Source organism: Inquilinus sp. YAF38 (assembly GCF_052113205.1).
In the GTDB taxonomy this organism is placed as follows: domain Bacteria; phylum Pseudomonadota; class Alphaproteobacteria; order DSM-16000; family Inquilinaceae; genus Inquilinus.
Genome location: NZ_JBFRCU010000024.1, coordinates 65,713 through 80,657 on the forward strand (window position 1 = coordinate 65,713; position 14,945 = coordinate 80,657).

Here is a 14,945-nt window from a genome sequence, read left to right on the forward strand (position 1 = left end):
GATTTGCCCCGCATCGATCGTCCCGCCCACCTATCGACGAACGTGGACGTCCTGTCGCCAGCCTCCCCTACGGGTGGCGACGGGGTTCATCCGATCGGTCGGGTTTCCGACGAATGGCTGAATCCGTCCGGTCAACGGCTCCGCAACAGCGCGTCGCGCATGGCCTTGGAATAGGTCCGCCCGATCCGGATTTCACCGCCATCGGTCATCACCGCGATCAACGCGGCAAACGGCGCCTGACGCAGCTTGGCGATGCAATCGCGCCGGACGATGGTGCTGCGGTGGATCCGGACGAATTCGGCGGGGTCCAGCCGGCGCTCCAAGGACGCCAGGCTCTCTTGGTAGAAATAGGTCTCGTCACCGGCGTGAATGCGGACATAGTCCCGATCGGCCTGAAAGCGCGTCACCTGCTCCGACGGGATGCGGAGAAACGCCCCCTTCGACTTGACCCAGAATTCCGCCGCCCTGCCCTCACGCTTGCGGAGTGCCTGGCGCAGCGCGGAGACCGTCTCCCGCAACTCGGCGAGATGCTCCTCGCTCTTCCGCGCCTGCACGGCCTGCCGCGCCCGCGACAGGGCGGCACGCAGGCGGCCCTCTTCCACCGGCTTGGTGACGTAGTCCACCGCACTGGCATCAAAAGCCCGAAGCGCGTGGTGATCGAAGGCGGTGACGAACACCACCGCCGGCGCGTTCGCTCCCAGCCGGTCGAGGACATCGAAGCCGGTCCCGCCCGGCAGCTGGATGTCCAGCAGCATGACATCGGGGGCCAGGTCGCGGACCAGGTCGCAGGCCTGGTCGGCATCGCCGGCCTCGCCGACCAGGCGCATGCCACCGATTGCCGCCAGCTGGCGGGCCAGCCGCCGCCGCGCCAGAGGTTCGTCCTCGACGACCAGCACCGTCACGTCGCTCATGCCAGCCTCAGGGGCATGATCAGCGCGGCACGGAAACGCCCGGGCGCCACGTGGCCGGCCGTGCAGGACCCAGCCCCCGGGAAACACGCCTCGATGCGGGCCGCCACGTTCCTGAGGCCGATGCCCGTGTTTCCCGTCCGGTGCGCCTCGGCCTGTCCGGCCGGCGCGACGTCGTTCTCGACCGCCAGGGTGAGGCTCTGTCCCGACCTGTCGGCGCTGATGACGATTTCCACCCGGCCCGGCGTCCCGCCGACGCCGTGCTTGACGGCATTCTCGATGAGGGGCTGCAGGATCAGGCTGGGGATCAGCGCCGTGTCCAGCCCGGGCGCCACGTCCAGCCGCACGGCCATGCGGTCGGAAAAGCGCTCGCGCTCGATCTCCAGATACCCCGCCTGGAGCGCAAGCTCATCCGCCAGCCGAACATCGTGCAGCGGGTCGAGAGCCAGCGTCGTGCGCAGAAACGACGACAGGGACAGCACCATGCGCCCCGCCTGCGGTGCGGCGCCTTCCTCGATCAGCCCGGCGATGGAGTTGAGCGTGTTGAACAGGAAGTGCGGATTGACCTGATAGCGCAGCGCCCGCATCTGGGCGGACAAGGCTTCTTCCCGCGAGGCCGCGAGCCGTCGTTCGCGATCGCGCACCTCGAAGCTGTACAGCAACGCCACGAACAGGCACGACCAGCCGAAGAAGAGCGACGTGCCGTAGACCAAGTTGTATCCGAAATCGACCGCATCGAACCGGGCTTGGCCAGCGGGGAGGCAGAGGTAATAGATCCCGAAATCCACGAGGCAGTAGATCGGCGCTGCCATCATCGACAGCACGAAGCACAGCAGCGCCTTGGCGAAGAACCCGAGACGCCGCAGCCGGAACAGAAGGGCCGTGATGCCGAAGGTGAGCATGGCGCTGAAGGAAAGCAGCCCCAGCTTACCGGGAGCGGAGTCCACCGGATCGGTCCCGACGATCCCCCACAGGACACTGCTCGTGGCAAAGACGGCCAGCCAGTAGAGCAGGCCGAGACGCAATGCGGCGCGGCGCACGCTGCTGCCGAACTCCGCGCCATGCGTTGCCATCAGGTCGCCCGACAATTCCATTCGCCATCCCCCCGGCCCGAGGCTGCCCAGCGGCGACGCCCGTGCTCGATCCTATGACGACGGCGCGATGATTGCAGCCGCGCGCGGAATCGATGGACCGACGGCTTAGTAGCGCCCCAGCATGGCCCCCAGCACCAGATCGGCCTGGCGCAGCGGCGGCGGCTCCTGAACCAGGGCGGAGAAGACGTCGTGCCCCGCCCGGCTCAGCCGGTGCAGATAGCCGTCGGCCAGGCGCGCGGACAGCAGGGCCGGCACCGCCGCCCGCGGCACCTCGCGACGCAAGGCCCGCGCTTCGGCCAGACGCTCGGCAGCAACGGCTGCGACGCGCGCCACCGCGCGGCGCAGGCCGTCGTGCGGCTTCATCTCGAACAGCAGGCCGCGGTCGGCGCCCTCGGCGGCGATGATCTCCTGCGGCAGATACAGGCGCTTCTGCCGGGCGTGGAACGGCAGGGCGCGCATCAGCCCGACCAGCGCCCAGGCGGTGCCGACCGCCGTCGCCGCCCGATGCGCCGTGTCGTCGTGCACGCCCAGCACCTCCAGATGCAGGCGCAGCAGCGGCCCGGCGGTGTCCGCGGCGTAGCGCTCGAGATCGGCGAGGGTCGCCGGCGGCTCGTCCTCCAGGTCGCGCTCGCGGGCATCGAGCACGGTGTCGAAATGGGCCCGGCTGAGATCATTGGCCCAGATCGCGGGGGCCAGCGCATCCAGCACCTCATGCCGCCGCGGCCGGCCGTCATAGATCTCGCCGATCGCATCGCGCCACCATTGCAGCCGGATCTGGCCGAGCAGCGGCTGGCTGACCACCTCGCGCGTCTTCGCCACCTCGATGTTGAAGGCATAGAGCGCGAACAGCGCCGCCCGGCGCGGCGCCGGCGCGAACAGGCAGGTCAAATAGCGGTCGTGGTCGAGGCGGCGAATCTGTTCGCCGTTCTGACCCAGGGAATCGGTGGTCGGCATGGCGGCCTTTATATGCCCGCTCACGGCCCCGACCGCCACCGGAGCTTGCCAGCGCCGGCTCAAGGTTGAAGACTTGGCCACCAAGACATCGAGGGAGGCAACCGATGAAGGCGATCATCGTCGGTGGCGGCATCGGCGGGCTGACCGCGGCGCTGATGCTGCAGGCCCGCGGGATCGGCTGCGCCGTGTTCGAGCAGGCGATCGAGCCGCGGGAGATCGGCGTCGGCATCAACACCCTGCCGCATGCGATCCAGGAGCTCGCCGGGCTCGGGCTGCTCGACCGGCTCGACGCCGTCGCTATCCGCACGCGGGAGCTGCTCTACACCAACCGCTTCGGCCAGATCGTGTGGCGCGAGCCGCGCGGCCTGGATGCCGGCTTCCCGGTGCCGCAGTTCTCGATCCATCGCGGCCGGCTGCACGGCGTGCTGCACAAGGCGGCGCGGGAGCGGCTGGGCGGGGAGATCCACCATGGCCGCCGCCTGGCCGGCTTCGAGCAGACCGAGACCGAGGTGATCGCGCATTTCGTCGACCGCCACGGCGCGCCGGCCGGCACCGCGCGGGGCGACGTTCTTGTCGCGGCCGACGGCATCCATTCGATCGTGCGCGACACGCTCTATCCAAACCAGGGGCCGCCGTCCTGGAACGGCGTCATGATCTGGCGCGGCGCGATCGACTGGCCGGCCACCATGGACGGGCGGACGATGATCGTCGCCGGCGGCATGCAGGCGAAGGTGGTGCTGTATCCGATCGCGCCGGGGACCGCGCCGGACCGGCGGCTGACCAACTGGGCGGTCTGCGCCCGCATCGGCGACGGCAGCACGCCCCCGCCCCGGCGCGAGGACTGGTCGCGGCCCGGCCGGCTGGACGAGGTGCTGCCGCACGCCAAGCGCTTCGCGCTGCCGGAGGCCGACATCGGCGAGATCGTCACGGCGACGCCGGAGTTCTGGGAGTACCCGATGTGCGATCGCGACCCGCTGCCGCGCTGGCGCCACGGCCGGGTCACCCTGCTGGGCGACACGGCGCATCCGATGTACCCGGTCGGGTCGAACGGCGCGTCCCAGGCGATCCTCGACGCCCGGGCCCTGGCCGACGCCCTGGCAGACACCTCGGACGCCGTGGCGGCGCTGGAACGCTACGAGGCCGATCGGCGGCCGAAGACGGCGGAGATCGTCAAGCTGAACCGCAGCGGCGGGCCGGAGGGCGTGATCGACGTGATCGAGCGCCTGGCGCCGGACGGCTTCGAGGACATCGAGGCCGTCCTGCCGCATGCGGAGCGGCAGGCGATCGTTCGCGGCTATGCGACAGTCGCCGGCTTCACGCCCGCCCAGCTGCGCCGCCCGGGCTAGGCAGGCGGCGGCAGAAACTCGACGTCGTGCTTGGCAGCCAGCGCCACCACCGCCTCCGGCGTCTGCTGCGGCAGGTCGTGAATTGCCTGGAACAGCTCGACCAGCCGGCCGGTCGGCGCCACCCAGAACAGCGACTTGGCGATGGCGCCGCTGTTGTTGAAGATGCCGTGCGGGAGGCCCTTGGGCAGGCGCACCAGGTCGCCCACCGTGGCGCTGGCATTGGCGCCGTCGAGCATGAAGTCGAGCTTGCCCTCGAGGATGTAGAGGAACTCGTCCTGCAGCGGATGGATGTGCGGCGGCACGAAAGTGCCGATGCCGAAGGTGGCGTGCCAGGCGAAGCTGTCCGCCGAGATCTGCTTCGGCACATAGGTCTGGCCCAGGATCGACCAGGAGATGCCGTCGATCCCCTTCGCGGCCCCGGTGATTCCGGCCGTCATCGGCTTCATGTCGCGCCCTCCCTGCTGCTGTCTGTGGCTCGCTTCAAGTTTAGACAAGCGGCCGAGTTAAACAACCACAGGGGCGATCTCAGACCGGGATCAGCGCCGCGGCGGCGCGCCGGCCTTCCGAGATCAGCACATTGTAGGTCCGGCAGGCGGCGCCGGTGTCCATCGCGTCCATGCCGATGCCAGCCTCGCGGATCTGCCGCCGCAGCACCGAAGGCAGCAGCGTCATGCGCGGGCCGCAGCCGATCAGCAGCACCTCGACCGGCGGGTCGATCCGCCGCACCGGGTCGAGAGCGGCCACGTCCAGATCCTCGATCCGGCTCAGCGACCAGGGCACCTCGCCCTCCGGCCAGATCAGCATCGGCCCCTGATACAGCGTCCCGGCAACGCGGAAGCCGCCCGGCGGATAGCCGTCGATCATCCGCCGCCCGGGCGGGATGACGGAGGAGATCTCCATGACGCTCCCGCCCCGCTCAGGTCACTTCCGCGACAGGAAGCGGCCAAACCCCTTCGGCTTCTCGGCCTCGACCGGGGCATTGGCGGCGGCCGGGGTCGATGTGTCGTCGTCCGCGTCGGTGGCCTTGGACCCGCCGTTCTTGGCCGGCTCGGTGCGGGCCAGGACGGTGGTCACGGTGCTGCGGATCACCTTGACCCGGACGTTCTCGGCGATCTCGATCGTCAGCTCGTCATCGGCCACCTTCTGCACGGTGCCGACGATGCCGCCCCCGGTGACGACGCGGTCGCCGCGGCGCAGGTTGCCCAGCATGTCGCGATGCTCCTTCGCCCGCTTCTGCTGCGGCCGAATAAGCAGGAAATAGAACACCACGAAAATCAGGATCAGCGGCGCGAACTGCATCAGCATGCCGGCACCGCCAGCGGCACCGGCGTCGGCCGTCTGGGCATAAGCCTCGGAAATCAGCATCTTTCGCTCCACCTCTACAGTCGGGCGCGACTATAGCGGCCGCGGCTGCGGTTGCAATGGAATCCGGACCGTCTGCGCCGCGGCAGGATTGCCTCGGTAATCCTGCCGAACCTGGAAGTTTGCAGGATGGCCAAGCCCGGCCATCCTGCCAGGGCAAGGGAGCCCTGCGGCGGTTGATCTCGACACCGACACGGCACGATCATTAGCGTCGGCGGGCCGAAAGCGAAGGAGACCATCCGGTGGCCGAGCTGGATCCGAGACAACTGCAACTGCTGACCCGCATCGCCGATGCGCTGGAGCGGCTGGCCCCGCCGCTGCCGGCGCCGACCGACCTGGCCAGCGCCGACGCCTTCACCTGGGACGCCGAGCACGGGCGGCTGCTGCCGGTGGCCGCGGTCAGCCGGGTCGATCTCGTCCTCTTGCAGGGCATCCAGCTGCAGCGCGACCTGCTGCTGGAGAACACCCGCCGCTTCGCCAAAGGGTTGCCGGCCAACAACGCCCTGCTGTGGGGCTCGCGCGGCATGGGCAAGAGCTCGCTGGTCAAGTCGGTGCATGCGGCGGTGAACGGCGAGGCCGGCGGCATCCTGGCGCTGGTCGAGATCCATCGCGAGGACATCGGCTCCCTGCCCCGGCTGCTGCATCTGCTGCGCGCCTCGCCCCGCCGCTTCATCCTGTTCTGCGACGACCTGTCCTTCGACGGCCAGGACGCCAGCTACAAGTCGCTGAAGGCGATCCTGGAGGGCGGCATCGAGGGCCGGCCGGAGAACGTCGTGTTCTACGCCACCTCCAACCGCCGCCACATCCTGGCGCGCGAGATGATCGAGAACGAGCGGTCGACCGCGATCATCGCCGGCGAGGCGGTGGAGGAGAAGGTGTCGCTGTCCGACCGCTTCGGCCTGTGGCTCGGCTTCCATGGCTGCAACCAGGACACCTATCTGGAGATGGTCGAGGGCTATGCCGCCGCCTTCGGCCTGGTGATCGATCCCGCGACGATGCGGGCCGAGGCGCTGCAATGGACCATCACCCGCGGCTCCCGCTCCGGCCGGGTCGCCTGGCAGTACATCCAGGATCTGGCCGGCCGCCTGGGCAAGCGGCTGGAACCGGCGAAGTAGGAGGATGGGGGCGGCCTGCGCCGCCCCTTCCGTCAGTTCAGGAACAGCCCGACGCCGGGGGCCAGCGGCAGGCCGATCTCGACCCACAGCACCAGGAAGGCGGTCCAGGCGACCAGGAAGCCGATCGAGATCGGCAGCGTCATCGCTGCCAGCGTGCCGATGCCGGCATCCTTCTGGTAGCGCTGCAGGAAGGCCAGGCAGACGGCGAAATACGGGCTCATCGGCGAGATCACGTTGGTGACCGAATCCGAGATGCGGAAGGCGGCCTGGACCAGGGCCGGCTCCATTCCCACCAGCATCATCATCGGCACGAACACCGGCGCCATCAGCGACCATTGCGCCGAGCCGGAGGTGATGAAGACGCTCATCACCATGGCCAGCAGGACGAAGGCCACCACCAGCGGCGTGCCGCCCAGCCCGCCGGTGTCGAGCAGGTGCGAGCCGTGAATCGCGATCCATTCGCCGAGATTGGTCCAGCGGAACCAGGCCAGGAACTGCGAGATGGCGAAGAACAGCACCAGGGTCGGCGCCAGTTCCTTCACCGCCTCGGCCATGTAACCGGCGACGTCGCGGGCGCTCCCTACCTTGCCGACCGCGGCACCGTAGACCCAGCCGAGCGTCAGAAAGAACACCGCCAGGATGGCGACGATGGCTTCGAGGAAGGGCGATGGCACCAGCCCGCCCTGCTCGTTGCGCAGCGGCGACCCGGCCGGCAGCACCGCGGCCAGCACGACGGCGAGGAAGGCCAGTGCCACCCAGCCGACACGCTTCAGCGCCCGGCTCTCGACCGCGCCGATCGGCTCCAGCGTCAGCACCACGTCGCCGGTGTACTTACCGGCCAGCGGCTCGACGATCCGTTCGATCACCAGCGTGCCGACCAGCGACAGCAGCACCGCCGAGCAGGCGATGAAGTAGTAGTTGTCGAGCGGCGAGACATAGGCGTTCGGGTCGATCGTGTGCGCGGCGCCGGTGGTGATGCCGGACAGGATGATGTCGACCGGGGTGATGAACAGGCTGGCGTCGTAGCCGGCGCCGACCGCGACATAGCCGGTGACGGCGCCGACCAGCGGGTTGCGCCCGATCGCCTGGAAGATCATCGCCGAGAGCGGGATCAGCACGATATAGGCGGCGTCGGAGGCCAGGTGGCTGCACATGCCGACCAGGAAGATGACGAAGGTGGTCAGGTGCCGCGGCGCCTTGATCACGCTGACCTGCATCAGGCTGGCGATCATCCCGACCTTATCGGCCACGCCGATCGCCAGCATGATCACCAGGATCACGCCGAGCGGCGGGAAGTTGACGTAGTTCTTGGCGATCGAGGTCAGGGCGAAGACCAGCCCGTCGCCGGAGATCAGGCTCTGGACCGCGATCTCCTTGCCGGTCTTCGGGTTGATGCCGGCGGCGCCGCCCATCGCCATCAGCCAGGACAGCACGGCGACGACGGCGCAGAGGATCAGGAACAGCAGGAACGGGTGCGGCAGGCGGTTGCCGGCCCGCTCGATCAGGGCAAGGAAGCGCTGCATGCCGGAGCGGCCTTCGGCGGTCGAGGCGGTCATGCTCAGCGGCCCCCCAGCCGGCGTTCGGCGATGGCGGTGAACATCCCGGCGGCGACCGGCAGGATCTCGTCCCGGTAGTCGTAGCGGGGATGGTGCAGATAGGCGCTGTCCTCGCCGTTGCCGACGAAGAAGAAGCAGCCCGGCACCTGCTCCAGATAGAAGGCGAAGTCCTCGGCCCCCATGGTCGGCAGCGAGTCCATCCGGCCGGAGCGTTCGGGGCCGACCGTGTCAAGCGCGGTCGCCAGCACGAAGTCGGTCTCGGCGGCGTCGTTCACCACCGAGGGGATGCGCATGCTCTGCTCGATCACTGCCGTGGCGCCATGCGCCTCGCAGATCTGGGCGATCACCCAGCGCAGCTCCTGGTCGATCCGCTCATACGCGGCAGGCGACCCGTCACGGGTGTTGATCGCCAGCGTCGCCGCCATCGGGATGATGTTGTGGCTGTTGCCGCCATGGAACTGGGTGACCGTGACCACGCCGGATTCCAGCGGCGACAGGCGGCGCGACACCACGCTCTGCAGCCCCTGCACCACGGCGGTGCCGACGAAGATCGGGTCGATCGCCAGGTCCGGCCTCGAGGCGTGGCCGCCCTTGCCGGAGATGGTGACCTCGTAAAGCGAGCTGCCGCCCATGGTCGGGCCGGACTTGGCGAAGACCCGGCCAAGCGGATAGGCCGGGCGGTTGTGATAGCCATAGATCGCGGCGACGCCGTCCAGCACCCCGGCCTCGATCATCCGGGCGGCGCCGAGCCCGCCCTCCTCCGCCGGCTGGAACAGCAGCTTGATCCGGCCGGACAGGCGCATGCCGGCGAGGCCGGTTGCGGCCAGCAGCAGCGAGGCCGTGTGCCCGTCATGGCCGCAGGCATGCATCTTGCCGGGGGCCTTCGAGGCGTAGGGCAGCCCGGTGTCCTCTAGGATCGGCAGCGCGTCCATGTCGGCGCGGAGGGCGATGGTCGGGCCCGGCCGGCCGGTGTCGAGCAGCCCGACCACGCCGGTCTCGGCCACGCCGGTCTCGACCGTGTAGCCGAGGCTGCGGAGCCGCGACGCCACCAGGTCGGCGGTGCCGCGCTCCTCGTATTTCAGCTCGGGGTTCGCGTGCAGATGCCGGCGGGTCGCCACGGCCTCCGCGATCGCCTCGGGCGAAAAGCTGTTCATCGCCATCCCTGTTCAGGTTTGTTCGCCATCCCTGGTATGGACGCGGTCCGCATGCCACAAGCGCTATAATTCGCACAACGGGTTGCCGCTTCGGCAACGGATGAAAGGCCCGGCATGCAGAGCACCGCGCTTCGCTACTTCCTGGAAGTCGCCCGGTCCGGTTCGATCGCGGATGCGTCGAAGCGGCTGAACGTCGCCGGCTCCGCCATCAGCCGGCAGATCGCCAAGCTGGAGCGCGAGCTGGGGGCCGAGCTGTTCGAGCGCCGGCCTCGCGGCATGGTGCCGAGCGCCGCCGGCGAGATCCTGGCCGCCCATGCCCGCCGGTCGATGCTGGACGGCGAGCGCGCGGCCGCGGAAATCCGCGAGCTGCAGGGCCCACACCGCGGCCATGTCCGGCTGGCCAGCTTCGAGGGCTTCGCGATCGACATCCTGCCCGAGGCGGTGGCCGCGTTCCGCCGCGACCATCCGGGCGTGACCTTCCACCTTTGGGTCGGCACCTCCATCGAGATCGCCCGGCGGGTGCAGGACGGCGAGACCGACATCGGCGTCAGCTTCAACCTGGCGCCGCCGCGCGGCGTGGCGGTGGAGCGGATGATCCGCCGGCCGATGCATGCGCTGATGCCGCGCCACCACCCGCTGGCCAATCGGGAGAGCATCACCCTGGCCGAGACCCTGCCCCACCCGGTCGCCCTGCCGGACCCGGACCGGACCCAGCGGCAGCTGATCGACGCCTGCTGCAACCTGCAGGGGCTGGCGCTGGAGCCGGTGCTGTCGACCAACTCGATGGCCGCGCTGCGCCGCTTCAGCGACATCGAAGGCTGCATCCACTTCACCAGCGCCATCCGCGACCCCGGCCGGGTGGAGCTGGGCGAGTTCGTCGCCGTGCCGGTCGCCGACGAGAGCATGACCGACAGCACGCTGCACATCCTGACCATGGCCGGCCGCACCCTGCCGGCTGCGGTGCGCGCCTTCCTCGATGCCCTCCTGGCCGAGCTGGCGCCGGTGGAACGGCCCTAGCTCACGGCAGGTACTTGGTCGGATCGACCGGCGCGCTGTCCTTGCGCACCTCGAAATGCAGCTGCGGCTGGTCGACCGCGCCGGTCTGGCCAACGGTGCCGATGGTCTGGCCGGCGGTGACCGGATCGTCCTTCTTCACCGATAGCGACGCGGCATGGGCGTAGGCGGTGACCAGCCCGTCACTATGCTGGATCAGCACCAGGTTGCCGTAGCCGGGCACGCCGTTGCCGGCATAGCGCACGGTGCCCGCCCCGGCTGCCTTGATCGGCGTACCGGCGGCAGCGGCGATGTTGATGCCCTGGTTCCGCTTGCTGCCGATCGGGGCGTTGTAGCCGAAGATCACCGGGCCGGTCACCGGCCAGGCAAAGCGGCTGGAGGTGCGGGGGGGAGCCTGGGTCGCCGCGGCCGGCGGCGGCACGGTGGTGCTGGCGACCGGCGGCACCGTCGCGGGCGGCGGCTTCGGCACGATCGAGGTCGGGGCGCCGGTCGTCGGCGCCACCACAGTCGGGGCCGTCACGGCGCCGGCTGGCGGAACCGTGCCCGGCACCACCGGCGCGGCGGCACCGCCCGGCGGCGGCAGGCGCTGCACGGCCAGCCCGCTGCCGGTCGACGGCACGGTGTTGAGCGGCGCACCGCCCATCGTCGCCCCGCCGACGACGCCGGTTGTGACGCCGTTGCTCGAAGGCAGCGTAATGGTCGGCGCCGGTCCGGGCACCGATCCCGGCGAACCCGGCAGGCGCAGCGTCTGGCCCGACTGCAGCGCGTAAGGCGGCTGCAACCCGTTCAGCGCGATCAGCGCCGGCATCGACACGTCGTAGCGGCGGACGATGGCGAGCACGTCGTCGCCCGGCTGGACCTGGACGGTCGCCGGCCGCAGCGCGGATTCGTCGGCCCCCGGCGGGACATTGCAGGCTGCGAGGCTCGCCGCGGCGAGCGTCGTCAGTAGGATGGACCGCCATCCTCCCCGTCGGGAAGGTCCGGCAGCAACGGCACGAAGCGAACTGGCCACAGATCCTCCCGCTCCAACCCGGTCTCGGTGCGCGTGAAGCGGACCACGCGCTGGTTCCGCTTCTCGTCGCCCATGGGAATCACGATTATACCACCGATCCCGAGCTGATCCGTCAGCGCCGAGGGCGGCAGGTCGCCGCGATGCGCGGCGGTGACGATGACGCGGTCGAACGGCGCCTGTTCCGGCCAGCCCTTCATGCCGTCGCCCCAGCGCGCGGTGATGTTGCTGATGCGCATGCCGGCGATGCGTTCCAGCGCCAGGTCGAGCAGCGGCTTGTGTCGCTCGATGGTGTAGAGCCGGCGGCAGATCCGTGCCAGCACCGCCGCCTGGTAGCCGGAGCCGGTGCCGATCTCCAGCACCTTGTGCCGGTCGCCGACCTCCAGCGCCTGGGTCATCAGCCCGACCACCATCGGCTGGCTGATGGTCTGGCCGCGGCCGATCGGCAGGGCGATGTCCTCATAGGCCTGGTCGAGGAAGGCGTCGGGCACGAAGGTCTCGCGCGGCACCCGCTCGATCGCGCCGAGGACGCGATGATCCGTGATCCCCGACCGGCGGAGATGCATCAGCAGGCGGATCAGCCGCGGCTCGGCGATCATGGGCAGGCACCGGTCGAACAGGACGAGGCGAGCGGAATGGGCCGAGGCCGCCTCTCTTCCTTGTCCCCCCTACCCCCCTCCCGCAAGGGGAGGGGGGACTCAAAACAAGCTGGTGAGAGAGGTGACTTGAGACCCCGATCCATCCGGCTCTCCAGCTCCACCCCGGCCCTCCTACTTGGCGAAGGCGCCGCGCAGGGACTGGATCGCGGCGGCGTGGTTCAGGTCGAGATGCAGCGGCGTCACCGTGATCCGGCCGGCGGCAATGGCGGACACGTCGGTCTCCGTGCCCTGCAGCGCCTGCTCGGTCCGGCTGGTGCCGATCCAGAAATAGGTGCGGCCGCGCGGATCCAGCCGCTCCTCCAGCACGTCGCCGATCTTGCGCAGGCCGTGCGGCACCACGGCGATGCCGGTGACCGCGTCCGGATCGACCGCCGGGAAGTTGACGTTGACCAGCACCTGGTCCGGCCAGTCGGTGGCGATCGCCTTGCGCGCCACCTCGGCGCCCCAGCGCCCCGCCGTCTCCCAATCCGGGCGGCGGCCATCGGCGAATTGCTGGCTGAAGGCGATGGCGCGGATGCCCAGCAGCGTCGCCTCCATCGCCGCGGCGATGGTGCCGGAATAGGTCACGTCCTCGGCGATGTTCCGGCCGTGGTTGACGCCGGACATGACCAGGTCGGGCCGCTTGTCCTTCATCATGTGGTTGACCGCCAGCAGCACGCAGTCGGTCGGAGTGCCGTCGACGGCGAAGCGCTTCTCCTCGATCTGCCGCAGCCGCAGCGGCCGGTGGATGGTCAGGGAATGGCTGGCGGCCGACTGCTCGGTCTCGGGCGCGCAGACCCACACGTCGTCCGAGAGCTCGCGGGCGATGCGCTCGAGCACCGAGAAGCCGGTGGAGTTGATGCCGTCGTCATTGGCCAGGAGGATGCGCATCGTCAGCCCTTCACTTCGAGAATATCGAGCCCGCCCATATAGGACCGCAGCACCTCCGGCACCTCGATCGAGCCGTCCTGCCGCTGATAGGTCTCCATGACCGCGATCAAAGCGCGGCCGACGGCGACGCCGGAGCCGTTGAGGGTGTGCAGGAAGCGCGTGCCCTTCTCGCCCGCCGGCCGGAACCGGCCCTGCATCCGCCGGGCCTGGAACTCGCCGGTGTTGGAGCAGGAGGAGATCTCGCGGTAGCGCCCCTGCCCCGGCAGCCAGACCTCGATGTCGTAGGTCTTGCGGGCGGAGAAGCCCATGTCGCCGGTGCACAGCACGATGGTGCGGAAGGCGAGGCCGAGCCGCTTCAGCACGGTCTCGGCGCATTCGGTCATGCGCTCATGCTCGGCGGCCGACTGTTCCGGCGTTGTGATGCTGACCAGCTCGACCTTGCTGAACTGGTGCTGGCGGATCATGCCGCGGGTGTCGCGACCGGCCGAGCCGGCCTCGGAGCGGAAGCTCGGGGTCAGCGCGGTGAAGCGCAGCGGCAGCCCCGCCTGGTCCAGGATCTCGCCGGCGACCAGGTTGGTCAGCGGCACCTCGGCGGTCGGGATCAGCCAATGACCGGTGTTGGTACGGAACAGGTCCTCGGCGAATTTTGGCAGCTGACCGGTGCCATACACTGCCTCGTCGCGCACCATCAGCGGCGGCGCGATCTCGGTATAGCCGTGCTCGTTGATGTGCAGGTCGATCATGAACTGGCCGATGGCGCGCTCAAGGCGGGCCAGCGCCCCCCGCAGGACCACGAACCTCGCGCCGGACAGCTTGGAGGCGGCGGCGAAATCCATCAGCCCGAGGCCCTCGCCGAGATCGACATGGTCGCGGGCGGAGTTCAGCCGCCGCGGCTCGCCGGTGCGCCGGATCTCGACATTGGCGCTCTCGTCCGGCCCGTCGGGCACATCGTCGTCGGGGATGTTCGGCAGCTCGGCCAGCCGGGCCGCCAGCGCCGCCTCGGCGTCGCGGTCGGCCTGCTCCAGCTCGCCCATCTTCGCCTTGATCGACGCGACCTCGTCCATCAGCGCCTGGGCGTCGCCGCCCTTGGACTTGACGGCGCCAATCTCCTTCGAGGCGGCGTTGCGGCGGGTCTGCAGCCCCTGCAGCTCGGTGGTGATCTGGCGCCGGCGCTCATCCAGCGACAGCAGCTCGGCCGCGACCGGCGACAGACCCCGCCGAGCCATCCCCTTGTCGAAGGCCTCGGGATGCTCTCGGATGAATCGGATGTCGTGCATCGCGCGCTCGAACTCTGGCAGATCAGGGAATCGTGCGGTGGTTATAGGAGGTGGGCCGGCCGGACGCAAACGGGCCGGGTGGTTGGGAGCCGCCTTTCACATTCATCCTCCCCTCCCCTTGCGGGAGGGAGCAGGGGGAGGGGTTGGTGCAGCCGGGACCGGCGTGCGCCTGATCGGGCTCCAGCCAAACCAATCGCGCGCAGACGCGCGCAGACCCCTCCCCCAACCCCCTCCCGCAGGGGGAGGGGGAGAGTGGAAGGTTGGGCGGTGTTGGCTTCGTAGGTTGGGTTCGCGGCAAGCGAACCCAACAATGGTGCGACGGCGGGATGTTGGGTTCGCGATGCGAACCCAACCTACGCGGTCGGGTCGCAGACGCTTAGCTGCTGTCCGGCTGCGGCGGCTCCGGCATGGGCCGGCCAGTGTCGGACTTGCCCGGCTCGGCGGACCAGTCGTCCTTGGTCTCGCGGTCGGCAGCCTCGGTCTCCCGCGGCGGGACGGGCGTCATCTCGCAGCCCTCGTCCCAGCTCTGCGGCAGCCGGACCGGCGGGTGGCCGATCTTGCGGCAGACCTCCCGCACCAATTCTTCCGCCGACAGCGTGTCCAGCTGCGCGTCGAGCATCTCGTCCT

General features: G+C 69.8%; 16 protein-coding genes. 3 read left to right on the top strand and 13 right to left on the bottom strand.

The window, feature by feature from the left end; translation table 11 throughout:
* Positions 1 to 131: 131 nt before the first annotated feature.
* The 3 genes from AB4Z01_RS13405 to AB4Z01_RS13415 form a co-directional block, all read right to left on the bottom strand.
* Positions 132 to 911 (bottom strand): LytR/AlgR family response regulator transcription factor, encoded by a 780-nt coding sequence (locus AB4Z01_RS13405; protein ID WP_441694345.1) that lies wholly within the window; start codon positions 909 to 911, stop codon positions 132 to 134.
* On the bottom strand, positions 908 to 2,002 hold the full coding sequence (locus AB4Z01_RS13410; RefSeq protein WP_441694347.1) for a sensor histidine kinase: 1,095 nt from the start codon (positions 2,000 to 2,002) through the stop codon (positions 908 to 910). The genes AB4Z01_RS13405 and AB4Z01_RS13410 overlap by 4 nt, the downstream gene beginning before the upstream one ends.
* A 105-nt stretch (positions 2,003 to 2,107) precedes the next feature.
* Positions 2,108 to 2,956, bottom strand: coding sequence for a phytoene/squalene synthase family protein (locus AB4Z01_RS13415; protein WP_441694349.1), 849 nt, complete (start codon positions 2,954 to 2,956; stop codon positions 2,108 to 2,110).
* 104 nt (positions 2,957 to 3,060) lie between these two features.
* On the opposite strand from AB4Z01_RS13415, the gene AB4Z01_RS13420 reads away from it, so the two are divergent.
* Positions 3,061 to 4,302, top strand: a complete 1,242-nt coding sequence (locus tag AB4Z01_RS13420; protein WP_441694351.1) for a flavin-dependent oxidoreductase — start codon at positions 3,061 to 3,063, stop codon at positions 4,300 to 4,302.
* Here AB4Z01_RS13420 and AB4Z01_RS13425 read toward each other — a convergent pair.
* The 3 genes from AB4Z01_RS13425 to yajC form a co-directional block, all read right to left on the bottom strand.
* Positions 4,299 to 4,748 carry a cupin domain-containing protein gene (locus AB4Z01_RS13425; protein WP_441694352.1) on the bottom strand — a complete coding sequence of 150 codons (450 nt, stop codon included), beginning with the start codon at positions 4,746 to 4,748 and terminating at the stop codon, positions 4,299 to 4,301. The genes AB4Z01_RS13420 and AB4Z01_RS13425 overlap by 4 nt on opposite strands.
* 79 nt (positions 4,749 to 4,827) lie before the next feature.
* Positions 4,828 to 5,202 (bottom strand): Mth938-like domain-containing protein, encoded by a 375-nt coding sequence (locus AB4Z01_RS13430; protein WP_441694354.1) that lies wholly within the window; start codon positions 5,200 to 5,202, stop codon positions 4,828 to 4,830.
* Between the two features lie 21 nt (positions 5,203 to 5,223).
* Positions 5,224 to 5,667, bottom strand: coding sequence for a preprotein translocase subunit YajC (gene yajC / locus AB4Z01_RS13435; protein ID WP_441694355.1), 444 nt, complete (start codon positions 5,665 to 5,667; stop codon positions 5,224 to 5,226).
* A gap of 239 nt (positions 5,668 to 5,906) precedes the next feature.
* Between yajC and AB4Z01_RS13440 the strand changes: the two genes are divergently transcribed.
* Positions 5,907 to 6,779, top strand: coding sequence for an ATP-binding protein (locus tag AB4Z01_RS13440; protein WP_441694357.1), 873 nt, complete (start codon positions 5,907 to 5,909; stop codon positions 6,777 to 6,779).
* 32 nt (positions 6,780 to 6,811) lie between these two features.
* Here the strand turns inward: AB4Z01_RS13440 and AB4Z01_RS13445 are convergent, their stop codons facing one another.
* Entirely contained in the window at positions 6,812 to 8,335 is a 1,524-nt protein-coding gene (locus tag AB4Z01_RS13445) for an AbgT family transporter (protein ID WP_441694359.1), read from the bottom strand.
* Between the two features lie 2 nt (positions 8,336 to 8,337).
* Complete coding sequence (locus AB4Z01_RS13450; protein WP_441694361.1) at positions 8,338 to 9,489, bottom strand: M20 metallopeptidase family protein; 1,152 nt, start codon at positions 9,487 to 9,489, stop codon at positions 8,338 to 8,340.
* A gap of 114 nt (positions 9,490 to 9,603) precedes the next feature.
* On the opposite strand from AB4Z01_RS13450, the gene AB4Z01_RS13455 reads away from it, so the two are divergent.
* Entirely contained in the window at positions 9,604 to 10,506 is a 903-nt protein-coding gene (locus AB4Z01_RS13455; RefSeq protein ID WP_441694363.1) for a LysR family transcriptional regulator, read from the top strand.
* 1 nt (position 10,507) lies between these two features.
* Here the strand turns inward: AB4Z01_RS13455 and AB4Z01_RS13460 are convergent, their stop codons facing one another.
* The 5 genes from AB4Z01_RS13460 to AB4Z01_RS13480 all read right to left on the bottom strand — a co-directional run.
* Positions 10,508 to 11,344: a peptidoglycan DD-metalloendopeptidase family protein gene (locus AB4Z01_RS13460; protein ID WP_441694365.1), complete on the bottom strand. Its 837-nt coding sequence runs from the start codon at positions 11,342 to 11,344 to the stop codon at positions 10,508 to 10,510.
* A 101-nt stretch (positions 11,345 to 11,445) separates the two neighbouring features.
* Positions 11,446 to 12,111, bottom strand: a complete 666-nt coding sequence (locus tag AB4Z01_RS13465) for a protein-L-isoaspartate(D-aspartate) O-methyltransferase (RefSeq protein ID WP_441694367.1) — start codon at positions 12,109 to 12,111, stop codon at positions 11,446 to 11,448.
* Positions 12,112 to 12,282: 171 nt separating this feature from the next.
* Positions 12,283 to 13,041 carry a 5'/3'-nucleotidase SurE gene (gene surE, locus AB4Z01_RS13470; protein ID WP_429230000.1) on the bottom strand — a complete coding sequence of 253 codons (759 nt, stop codon included), beginning with the start codon at positions 13,039 to 13,041 and terminating at the stop codon, positions 12,283 to 12,285.
* Between the two features lie 2 nt (positions 13,042 to 13,043).
* Positions 13,044 to 14,318 carry a serine--tRNA ligase gene (serS, locus tag AB4Z01_RS13475; RefSeq protein WP_441694368.1) on the bottom strand — a complete coding sequence of 425 codons (1,275 nt, stop codon included), beginning with the start codon at positions 14,316 to 14,318 and terminating at the stop codon, positions 13,044 to 13,046.
* Between the two features lie 376 nt (positions 14,319 to 14,694).
* Positions 14,695 to 14,945, bottom strand: a 251-nt coding sequence (locus AB4Z01_RS13480) for a hypothetical protein (protein ID WP_441694370.1), incomplete at its 5' end; no start/stop codon positions are given.